This window comes from Rhodococcus sp. NPDC019050, from assembly GCF_055664235.1.
On the sequence record NZ_JBVOON010000020.1, the window covers coordinates 77,008 to 88,261 of the forward strand.

Here is an 11,254-nt window from a genome sequence, read left to right on the forward strand (position 1 = left end):
CTACTGGACCTTTCCGGGGGTGCTTGCGGTGGGGGTATCGGTAGGCACGATCACCAACAGTGGGCGTACCAGTTGCTGGGTCGGCGCGAGTAGATCGGCGAGTCGTTGTTCCTCTTGGATTCGGCGGGCGAGCTTGCTCACCTTGGTCTTCTGCGCACCGAACAGCTCGAGTTGCTCGGCCTCGCTGTGCCAGCGATTCGCACGACTCGTCCAAGCTCTCAGTCGCTGTTCGGCCGCTGCCTCATGCTCTTTCAGCACCATGTACATCGCCTTCTGCGCATGCGTGACCGCGGTCGGAATGAGAGCCCGGTAGTGGGCGGCGTCGGCGACCGGTCCGGGATTCGCCGAACCCGGCCGGAGACCGGTGTCCTCGGTGAGGAAGCCCAGATCCTCGCGGGTTTCGACCATGCAGAAGTCGGGGTTGTTCGGGTTGGGGAACTCCGCGGTGGAAAACACCCGCGAGATGAGCTGACCGCGTTTGTTCATCAAGGTGCCCATCAGCAGCACCGTGGGAACGTCCACGTCGCCGCGGATCACGAAGATCTGGTTGCGGCCGAGTGCGCTGAGCGCCCGGTCGCTGGCCCAGTCCAGCACCGGGTGCAGGGGACCGAGGAAATGCGCCTCCGGCCAGGTGGTGCCGTTGATGCCCTTGCCCTCCCGCGCGATCCGTAGCTGGGCATCGCCGACGGCGGGGGAGGTGGCCAGCTTCAGACGTTCGAGTACGCGGCCGTGCTGCAGATAGTTCTGCGGCAGCTGCCCGAGCCGCTGACGCAGGTCGTTCGGGGGGATCAGTTCCGCGATGGAATGGGCCTTGTTGATCGTCCAGCCGACGCCTCCGCGTTCCGGCTTGCTGCCGGGCACGTCGTGGAACGCGGCGTGGAGGGCTTCGTCGAGGAAGGTGATGTCGTCCGGGTAAAGGCTCTGCCGGGGCGATTCCGGGAGCTGGGCCTTGTCGTCGTCGGCTGTGTCGAACTGCGCGAAGAATGCATCCAGGTCATCACCCTCGGCGACCTCTTCGACGCTGCGGATCTCTTCGTCGAGGCTGGACTTTTGCGCGAGGACGTTGCGGATCGCCGATTCCTCTTCGCTCACACTGTGTTTGCCCATGAGTGATGCGACGTCCCCGAGGGTGGAATGCGCCTGATTCTCCCGTTCGAGAAGGCGGGAGAGCACCCGCAGGTCGCCGGAGAAATCCGGGTCCGACGGTTCGAGGATCAACGACGAGATCACCGGAGGGTGCTTCTGCCCGTACCGGTCGATGCGGCCGTTGCGCTGTTCGATGCGGATCAGGCTCCACGGGATGTCGTAGTGGATCAGGTGGTGGCATTGCGCGTGCAGGTTCACACCCTCCGACGCCACGTCGCCGGTCACCAACACCCGAATCGGTGAGGTTTCCAGCTTGAAGCTGTCGACGATCTCCTGCTGCTCGACGTCGGAGAGACCACCGTGCAGCATCGCGATGTTCTCGGGCCGGAGCTTCAGCATCTTCGGGAGATGCTCGGTGAGCCAGCGGAGAGTGGCAACGCGTTCGGCGAACACCACAGCCCGCGTGTCGGACTTCGGTCCGACGCCGATTTCCTGGAGACGTTCGACGAGGGCCGCGAACTTGCCGGCCTGCTCGTTGATGGCCCTGACGTTCAGTTGGTCGAGGGTGGCGAGGGCCTCCAACTCGATGCGCTGATCGGTGTCGTGCGCGGAGAGTTTGCTGCGGCGCTGCTTGATGGACTCGGCGAGTGCGGCGGGGGAAGACAGGAACGCCTTCGCCAATGTCCACGGGAACAGGCCCTTGGTGTCGCCGGAGTAAGGGGATCGGCCGGACTGCGGGTGCAGCCAGGTGTGCGAGAGTTCCGCGGCGACCGCGTCCTCGGCGGCGGAGGGCCGGACCAGGCGGTGCACCGGCTCGGCACGTTCGGCCCAGTCGCTGCCCACCTCGGCGGCGACTTCCGGGTGGTGCCGGTGCCTGCGGATCAGGAGTGTCTCCACGTCCTGCTTGGTGAACGTGCCGTCAGGTGCGACCACGGTCGGATCCAGCAGCCGCAGCAATTCCGCGAACGACTCCTCTTTGCCGTTGTGGGGGGTCGCCGACGCGAGGATCAGGGCCTCGGTGTTGGGGGCCAGCACCCGCGCGAGCTCGTTGTTCTGGGTGCCCACATTGGTGAGGTTGTGTGACTCGTCGATTACCACTGCGTCCCAGTGCTGGCGCGCGAGGTGCGCCTTGTAACGGGGACTTTTGAGTGTGTCGATCGAGATGATCGCCCGCTTGAAGTAGGTGAAGGGGTTCCGGGTGGCCGGCAGCTTCTGCCGCACCTTCTGGATACCCGCCGAGTCCAGCCGCACGAAGGGCAACGCGAACCGGCACCACAGCTCGTGCTGCATCTGTTCGAGCACGTGTTTCGGGGTGACGACGAGAATCCTCTCGCCGCGCCCGCGTCGCACCAGCTCCGACAGGATCATCCCGATCTCGAGGGTCTTACCGAGACCCACCGCGTCCGCTATGAGGATGCGCGGGCGGATGTGTTGAGGATCGAGGGCTTTTGCCACCGCCGTGCGCTGGTACGCGAGCGAATCGGCAAGCATGTGCGTCGACACAGTCAGCGATTGGTCACCGTAGGGGACGGGGGTCTTGCGGAGCAGCGCCTCGAGCCACAACCGGCTGTTGCGGTAGCCGGCGGAACCGTCGGCGACGACGTGCGCTTGCGCGGGGTCGAGGACCCGGATGTCATCCAGACTCGAGTAGAACGCCGCAGTGGTGTCGGCCACCAGTTCGGAAAGGCCGCGGACGCGGACCAGCCATCCGTCGGAGCCCTGCTCGGCCTGAGTGACCAGCCATTCCTCGTCTCGGACCACGACTATCGAGCCGGGCGCAACGTTGAGGTCCGCGGCCGGATCCAGCACGGACTGCTCAGCGGAATTCAACGTGGTCACGCGATTCCCCACTTTCTGGTGTGTTCGACGATCTGCGGCCCGTTGGGGAAACGGTGCCGGCACCGTCCATGGTGTCGTGTTGCTCAGGTCGGTAACGAGACGTGGTGATCTTCTCGCGCGGTCTGGCAGGTGCTCCCATTGGGGGCAGGTCGATCGTCGTTACAGGGTCATGCTCGTCAGGCCGGTACGATTCGCCGGAGGCCATGAGTTCAGCGAGTACGATTTCCCGGAGCGTTGTCGCGTTCCTCGGAATCCCGAGGTCCGCCGTTCGAGTTCGGGCGCCTTTCGGAAGTCCCCTCTTGTGGCGAGCCTCCCGCAGCGTTTCCGGGATCCGGCGACGAAGTTCCGTGCTCGTTCCGAGCCACGGTTCTCTACGCGTGGGCCACGCTTCGCGGAGGAATTCGACCGTGGGCCGGGCGCCGTCGACCGTTCGCAGCGCGTCGGTCGCGCCTACACCCGGATCGTCTCTGCCGAGTAGTTCCTTGTCCAGGTTATGAAAAAGGGATGGCGGTAGGTGCGACCACTTGACCTTGCAACTCGGCACCACAATCCTCGAGCTTCCACGTGAACGACGTCGGACTTCCGTCCGGCCTCACAACCCCTCGAGTCGAACGTAGTCCCTATCGCCGAAAGAGTAGGTGACGTTAGCTCGTCGCCCTGACGGCGGTGATATCGCAGAATCGGACCACACGATCGGGGTCGGACGGCGTCGACTCGGGCACCTCATTCACGCCGGTGGGCGGCACTTCACCGCTGTTGCCAAAGTGTGATGTATCAACTTTACGTTCTCGAACGAAACACCGGTTATATGGCCGGTTCGCGAGGTCTGTTCGATTGCATGCGCGGGGGTGCCGGAAGGTGCGTCAGGGAGTGGGGGATCTGTGAGCGGGGTGTCGTTCCGGCAGCAGTGGCTGTCCGACCAGGAATTCGAGATCACGCGCCGGTTGGAGAAGGCGTCCCTGGTCGTCGAGATCAATCTGGACGAGGACGAGATTCGTCGAACTCAGGAGATGTACGGTCGGCAGGCCGCAGAGATGTTGCGCCTCGCGGCGCCTCCGGAACAGGTGATCGCCAAGTACCCGGCGCTCACCCTCGCGATCCTCGTCGGCCAGGCAGCCCTCGGCTACGAGCAGCATCGGTACTGGGACGAGTTCTTTGCGCGTCTCGACCTGCCACGTGAGCAGTCCTTCGAGCAAGCCCTACGGAAGTCTCTGGATCGCTTGCTCACACGCTTCGGCCTGCGTAAGTTCCCGGAACTCAGGAGCGACTACGTGCAGTTGATGGCGTTGCATGCCGGGTTCCCGGTGTACTGCATGCGCGACATCATCGATCTCCTCGAAGAGCGCATGGTCGCAGGCACCGAGGTCACCGGTGCCACGGTCATCGAGTGGCTGCGCGAACCGGGAAAGAAACATCGGATGAACTCGCTCGATGTCCCCGTTCGCAACTTCATCCTCTACGGTGATCAGCTCGCCGTCGACATTCTCAATCGCATCATCGAGTTCGTCGGATTCACTGTGAACACCGAGGGGTGGGCAGCGTCGGATCTCGACCTGGAGACGTCCACCACCGGCCTGCCGACGCTGCTGCTCGACAAACTGATCGAGTTGCTGCGTGACCGTCCGTTCGGAAGTGGACCTCGTCCTGTCGTGGCTCGAATGCGACGGCGTCGCAAGCCGACCATTGCTTTTCTGCCGCTCGACCGGCAGGTTGTCGTCGAAGTGCCGTACCCGGATGTCGACCCTCAGGTGCCATGGCGTTTGTCGTTCGACGGCGTCACCAGGGAAGCGCTCGCCGAGCCTGGCTGGGGCGTGCGAGCTGACGAGGAACATCCACCCACTCCGGTGCCGGTGCCGGGTCCGGTTCGCGAAATCATGCTGCAGCATCAGCCCAGCGACGAATCCACCCAGATACCCGTTGTCGACAAGGACGACCCTCTGCTGGTCTTCGACACCGACGGACGGTGGATTCCCCGGCACTCCGCGCTCCCGCGCAGTTGTGTTCTCGCTCTGTACCCCAGCGACGCGCAGGTTGTCGACGTCGGTACCGGAATGACGCTCATGCCGACCTTCCCGGCCGACTCGCCGGTCGGTTGGACGGGCTGGTCTGCCGCTGAGCTCGACCTCTCCACCTCCGGTTCGATCGTGCTCACGCGACGGGGCACGCGAGCGCCTGGTGGGGTTCGCACCGTGCGTGATGCCGCGACGCCGACATTCGAACACGGGGTCGTCGTCGACGGACTGCAAACCCTCAACGGACTGACCGTGTATGGATCGCGCCCGGAAGTCACGTTGCCGGCCAACTCCGGCAAGCAGGCAGTCGTATGGCGGATCCGCGTGAAGCGCCCGGACACGTCGAGTTGGCTTGTCGATACCGAAGTTTCCGGCGCGGACGAGGAACTTGTAGTCGACCCGTTCGAACCGATAGAGGACGCTGTCCTCGGCATGTTCGACGTCCAGGTGTCGGGTCCAATCGGTAACGACCTGCGTCTGCAGGTATTCCTTGCCGAGGGCATCTCCGTCGAGTACACGAGGCCGTTCAGATTCCCCGCTACCGGCGGTCTGATCCCGGTGACCGCGCAGGTGTCGAGCGAATGGGACCTCGTGGTGCCCCATCCGCGCGTCGAGTTTGCGGCAGGTGACCGCGACAAGCTCATCACCGTGTCGCAGCGTGAACGCACGTACCGGTTGCGACTCACGCCGCCGCACGTCCAGATGCGAGCCGACCCGATGGGCGCCCCCGCACAGTGGCGCACTGCAGCCTCGGTCCTCACACCGGCCGAGCTCGATGAACATCGGCTCCTCGCATTGCATGTTCCGTTTGCGGAGGCCGCGGTTTTCCAGCTCGAGTCTCGCGATGGTGCGCTGATCAAGGACGTCACACCGGAAACACCGCACTACGATTACTTCCAGGTTCCCAGTCGTGTCTTCTTCGATGCCGCGCGAAACGCTGGGCAGTGCCGGATCGTCGCGCTCATCGACGACGAATACGGTCGCACGACGAAAGTGGTTCTGGTACACGTCCGGCCGGCGGCACTGTGCACCGGAATCGTCGTCCACGACGGGATGCTCATCCTCGAGAACCCGGCCGGCGAGGAGGATCTCGCGGTCAATCTGTGGGCTCGGACGGCGCCGTGGCGCCCGGTTCTGACCCTTCAGGTTGTCGAGGGTCGCGCGAAAATGCCCGAAACCCACGTCGACGCGGGGCCGTTGCTCGCCGAAGTATTCGTCGACGATCCATGGACCACGGTCACGCCGCCGTCCTGGCCGCAGAGTTCCGCACTCGAGGCGCACCAACCCGGCTGGATGCACGATCCGTCGCACGAACGTGACAACCTGTCGCGGTTCCTGGCAGGAGCCGGACCCGCGCCGGCAGACGCGGTGAGCATGCCCGAGGTGTGGTCCGCGCTCGCACTGCTCCCGCAGGACTCGGAAGACGTCCAGACACAACAACTTCGTTCCGCGCTCGGCCGTATCCTTACCGAGAATCCACGAGTAGCACTCGAGGCTTTGGGTAGCAGCACGATTCCGCAGCCCGAGATGATGTCGCTTCTCATCCGCACCGGTTTGGTGTACCGAAGCTACGCGGCGGATTTCACACTCAACGATCTGCACGCCAATCCCTGGGCCGGGTGCATGATCGAAATTGCCGACCTGCCTTCGCTGTACGAGCGTCGGCACGACGTCGACGCGGAACGCGCCGAGACGCTCGATTATCTCGAGGACAAGGGGGGCAGAACGCTGATCGAAGTCCTGTCCAGGGGGAGGTCCGCTGATCTCTACGGCGGTGTTTTCGAGAAGGACACCGTGCTGCTCGACAGGCTGCCCGGCTCGCAGGTCGAGGAGATCTTCGAGCATGCGCGCCTTGTGCCGGGAGCGCTTCTCGACGAGGACACCCGCGTCAGCGCCGTGATCGACGCATTCCACCATCGCGCGACGTGGATGGCGCAAGGATGGTCGCCCTCCTTTGCCTCCGCGACGGCCCGTTCACTCGACATCATCAGGCGTACCCGGGGGCAGATCTACCGCGAGGTGGCCGCTCGTAACGAAAAGCTCCAGGGCGTCGACACAGGACGACATCGATGGATGCTGTTGTCGCTGCAATCGCTGACCTTTGCGGTGCTCGCCCGTATGAAGGCCCATGGAATGCTTCGGCACTCACCTGTGACGGCCGACTTCGAAGAATCCTGGGCAGCCATGGCTCGACTATGCCCAGCACTGGTGATGACGGATCTGCTCATTTCCGAAGCCCTCGTAACCTACGCCCTCCACGGCGACCTGATCGGAGAAAACTGATGGCGGATCGTCTCGACCCCCTGCTCACCGCGCGGCAGATCGATGAGACGTACAAGCGGTATCTCAAAACGCTACTGGGGCCGAGTGATCCCGCGATAGCGGCGGCTTTCGACGCAGCCATCGACGACACTCGTCTGCTGACGAAGGGGCCGCTGCTCGAGCTCACCCCGCCGTACGCGCCGGGGAAGTCGATCCCCGAACTCATCGATGAAGGGATCTTGCGACCCGGACTGGCTGCCCTGTACAACAAGGCCCAAGATCTGCAGCGGCCGCTCTACCAACATCAGGAACGGGCCATCCGCAAGGTCACCGCCGGTCGAAACATCGTCGTCAGTACCGGTACCGGCTCGGGTAAAACCGAGAGCTTCCTGCTCCCGATCATCAACTCGTTGATCGCCGAACGTGAGGCGGGCACGCTCGGACCCGGTGTGCGCGCACTTCTTCTGTACCCGATGAACGCACTCGCCAATGATCAGCTCAAGCGCCTGCGCGGAATGCTGAAAGACCTTCCCGATATCACGTTCGGCCGATATACAGGTGAGACCGAGCAGTACACCGACAAGGCAGAGAGTCTGTTCCGGGCCACAAACCCGGGCCAGGAGCGGTGTGCCAACGAACTTCTCAGCCGGGAGGAGATGCGAACCCATCCACCGCACATCCTTCTCACCAACTACGCAATGCTCGAATACCTCCTACTGCGACCCGCAGACCTCGACCTCTTCGACGGGCCGTATGCCGGCACTTGGAAGTTCATCGCTCTCGACGAGGCCCACGTCTACGACGGTGCGCAGGGGTCCGAGGTAGCCCTACTGCTGCGTCGTCTGAGGCAGCGCGTCGCGCCCGAAACCTCCCTGCAGTGCATTGCCACGTCTGCCTCGCTCCACGGCGCGCCGGACGAGGCGATGACTTTCGCTCGCAACCTGTTCCAGGCGGACTTCGAGTTCGTGGAAGGCGATCCTGCTCGTCAGGACCTGGTCACGCCGACACGCCTGGAACGGCGTGAGCCCGCCACCTGGCAGATGACCGACGACGAACTGACCGAATGGTCCGGACAGGGTGCCGATCTGACGGAACTCGGGTCTCGATCGCCGGACGGTGACGCCGCCGAGGCGCTTCACACGGAGAAGACGATCGTGTCCCTGCGCGAAACCCTGGCCGAGGGGCCGCTCGACGCATTCGCGCTCGCAGATCGCCTGTGGTCCGGTGATCCACGCGCAGGCGACAAGCTGCAGGCACTTGTCACGCTCGGCTCCTCAGTGACGGACGCGAGTGGGAATCCCGTTCTGTCTGCTCGGTATCACATGTTTGTGCGAGCTACCGAGGGTGCCTACGTCAGCTTCGGTGACGACGAGCCGACAGTTCTGCTGGGTCGGCACGAGATCGATCCGACGACCGGCCGCGCGATGTTCGAATTCGGAACATGCCAGCGGTGCGGTGCCGTCCATCTGGCCGGTGACGTCTCCATCCGCAAGAACGGGAAGTTCTTCGTTCCCAGTGTCAAGGAAGATTCCTCGGTGAAGTGGTTGGTCCTCACCGACGCGCCGGACACCAGTGTGGACGAGGACGAGGAAACTTTGGGCGACAGCACCGCTACTTCTGAATCGGGTATCCGATACCTGTGCACGGGTTGCGGGCTGCTGAGCGACATGGAGGGTATGTGCCCGATCGGCGACTGCCCCGGCGGCGAATCTCGAAGAGTGCGTGAACATCGCGGAACCAAGAAGGTAATGAGCACATGCACCGAATGTGGGGGCAGCGCACGTCAGCTCATCCGTCGCTTACGGACGGATGTGAATGCCGCGCCGTCGGTAATCACCACAACCCTGTACCAGCATTTGCCGGCCGCGACCGACGAGACGGTCAAAGAGGTCGGTGAAGGTCGTAAGCTCCTGATGTTCTCGGACTCCCGCCAAGCCTCCGCGTTCGCGGCACCGTATCTGGGACGAACGTACGGACGTCTTCTCGAGCGCCGGTATCTGACCATGGCGTTGCAGGACCGTAAATATGCCGACGACGACCTCACGGTCGAGGACCTCGCGTACATCGCGCAGAAGAAAGCCAAGGCGGCGCATCACTTCCCCCAGACTGCCGGACGCGTCGTGATGGAGAAGGCTGCGAACGAATGGGTCATGGGTGAACTCATGACCATGGACCACAAACAGTCCCTCGAAGGTCTGGGATTGATGCGCGTGGCGGTGTCGCGCGCCAACGTCACCGTGCCACGGGGGCTCACTCAACTCGGGCTGGAGGAGGACGAGGCGTGGGATCTCATCGATGAACTGCTCAAGACCGTTCGTATGCAGGGTGCGGTGAACCTCCTCGATGAAGTCGATATCCGCAGTGAACGTTTCGAACCCCGCAACATGCGGATCCGAATCACCCGCGTGGGCTCCAACCCCAAGAGCAAGGTGCTGTCCTGGCTTCCCAGCGGCCGCGCTAACGGCACGAACAATCGGGTCCGATTCATGTCCAAGGTCTTGGCCGAACTCGACAAGGGTATGGATTCGACCAAGGTGCTCGACGGTTGCTGGCGTTTTCTTCTGGACAACAGGTTCGTCAAGCACGAGCCCGACAAGTTCGAAGCAGATGCTTATCAAATCGACCACACCAGGCTCGCCGTTCACAACGGGATGGACTGTGCCTGGCATCGGTGCGACACATGTCGGCGCATCACCGCCTTCAACGTGCGAGGGGTGTGCCCCAACACCACCTGCACGGGCAAGCTTCTCGCATACGAGGTTCCTCGGCTCGACCGTGACACCAACCATTACCGGAACATCTACGGCACTCTCAATCCCGCACCTCTGAGGTCGAAGGAGCACACCGCGCAATGGACGGCGCGGCAGGCGGCCGAGATTCAGCGAGAGTTCATCGACGGCAAAGTTAACGTTCTCTCATGCTCGACTACGTTCGAACTCGGCGTCGACGTCGGTGATCTGCAAGCCGTGGTGATGCGCAATATGCCTCCCAAGACAGCCAATTACGTGCAGCGAGCGGGCCGCGCCGGCCGTCGAGCCGCCTCGGCAGCGCTCGTCTTGACCTACGCCAAACGCAGTTCACACGACCTGTCGAAGTTCCAGGACCCGAAATCCATGATTGCCGGTCAGATGCGGATCCCGTGGATCCCCATCGAGAACGAGCGAATCGGTCGACGACATGCGCATTCTGTCGCATTGGCTGCCTACTTCCGGCACGGCGTCGAAGCCACCGGCAAGCCCTGGACCCGGGCGGGCCAGTTTTTCCGCGCGGAGACCGAGGGTGGTGTTTCTCCCGCCGCGATGGTGAAGGATTTCCTCACCCCGGTACCCGAGCAGATGCGGGAAGACCTTCGTCGGATTCTCCCTCCGGAGGTGCGGGAGCAGATCGGGGTCGACAACGACGCATGGGTCCAGTACCTCGCTGACCTGCTGGACAAGGTCGAGAAGGACGTGGAGAACGACTTCCAGACCTTCCGCGAATTGATCGAGGAAGCAAAGAATGCGGAACAGTTCGGGATCGCCGCACACCTGCAGAAGACGTTGCGCACCATCGATGAGCGCCAACTGCTCGGATTCCTTGCAAACAAGAACATTCTGCCGAAGTACGGCTTCCCGGTAGACACCGTCGAACTGAGAACCCAGCACTGTCAGGAGCCGGTCGGGCGAAACCTCGAACTGTCCCGCGACCTGAGTCAGGCAATCTACGACTACGCTCCCGGAAATCAGATTGTCGCGGGAGGAAAGGTCTGGACTTCGCGCGGTATCCACCGGGTGCCGAAGCGCGAACTCGAGCAGTTCGAGTACCGGGTGTGCCGGAACTGCGACAGGTTCGAAGCAGCACATACTCTCGACGCCGGTCAAGTGTGTGGCGGGTGTCAGGAACCGTTCACGTCACTCAAACGGTTCGTCATTCCCGAGTACGGGTTCGTCGCGGACGCCAATGCCGCCGATGTGGGAACAGTGACTGGGCCCCATTCTGAAGTCCACCGGCTATGCGAACTGTAGTTGTTGTCTACCCTCGGTTGACTGGGCCCCATTCTGAAGTCCACCGGCTAT

At 63.2% G+C, this 11,254-nt stretch carries 3 protein-coding genes; 2 read left to right on the top strand and 1 reads right to left on the bottom strand.

From position 1 onward, the window contains the following. A complete protein-coding gene (locus AC0B44_RS18605; protein WP_471904288.1) occupies positions 1–2,847 on the bottom strand; it encodes a helicase-related protein in 2,847 nt (948 codons plus the stop codon). 959 nt (positions 2,848–3,806) lie between these two features. Here AC0B44_RS18605 and AC0B44_RS18610 point away from each other — a divergent pair. Then, positions 3,807–7,220 (top strand): hypothetical protein, encoded by a 3,414-nt coding sequence (locus tag AC0B44_RS18610; RefSeq protein ID WP_471904284.1) that lies wholly within the window; start codon positions 3,807–3,809, stop codon positions 7,218–7,220. Next, entirely contained in the window at positions 7,220–11,203 is a 3,984-nt protein-coding gene (locus AC0B44_RS18615) for a DEAD/DEAH box helicase (RefSeq protein ID WP_471904285.1), read from the top strand. The genes AC0B44_RS18610 and AC0B44_RS18615 overlap by 1 nt, the downstream gene beginning before the upstream one ends. Positions 11,204–11,254: the final 51 nt, after the last annotated feature.

Excerpts from the sequence above, each read along its gene's own strand:
- AC0B44_RS18615 (WP_471904285.1), top strand. The coding sequence starts at position 7,220 with ATGGCGGATCGTCTCGACCCCCTGCTCACCGCGCGGCAGATCGATGAG.